This window comes from Vibrio sp. 1401, assembly GCF_033340295.1.
Genome location: NZ_JAWOWF010000660.1, coordinates 1 through 567, shown reverse-complemented (window position 1 = coordinate 567; position 567 = coordinate 1). Strand labels below are relative to the sequence as shown.

The following is a 567-nucleotide window of genomic DNA, read 5'->3' as shown; positions in this document are numbered from 1 at the left end:
AATCACATCCGCACCAGTCACACTGGCCGCCGTAATTTTGTTTACGAAGTCTTTAACTTGGACATCGTTCGCCCAGTTCGTCGTGGTGTTTTCAATTTGAATCGTATACGTCAGCGTATCGCCAGACTCATACTGAGTTTTATCGACGATTTTTGTCACATTCAAATCGGCGGCAGCTGCAACATACGTCGCTTGCGCGGCTTGTTTACTCGTCGCGTCACTGACTTCGACCACATTTGTGATATCACCAACCAGATCGGCTTTGACCACGCCTTCTACATGCAGCTTGACGCTATGAGCAGGGTGAATGTTGTAACGAACTTGATAACCGTTATCGCCCGTTACTTCTGAGCCCGACACAGCTTGAGTTAAGCTCGGATCCGTTCCATCTACGCTAACGCTGACATCCGACCAACCCTCAAAGGCACGAACAGGCAAGGCAGAACCCGCTTTTTCAGTACGAATGGTTTTCCACAAATCCGCAATCAATACGTCAGTTGCATAGCCGCTGCCAGTGTTTTTCACCTCGATGTCGTAACCAATAATGTCGCCCGGATGGTAGATAGC

At 48.9% G+C, this 567-nt stretch carries 1 protein-coding gene; it reads right to left on the bottom strand.

From position 1 onward, the window contains the following. A partial coding sequence (locus R7Z77_RS27430) for a hypothetical protein (protein ID WP_318137314.1) occupies positions 1 to 567 on the bottom strand: 567 nt, incomplete at both ends.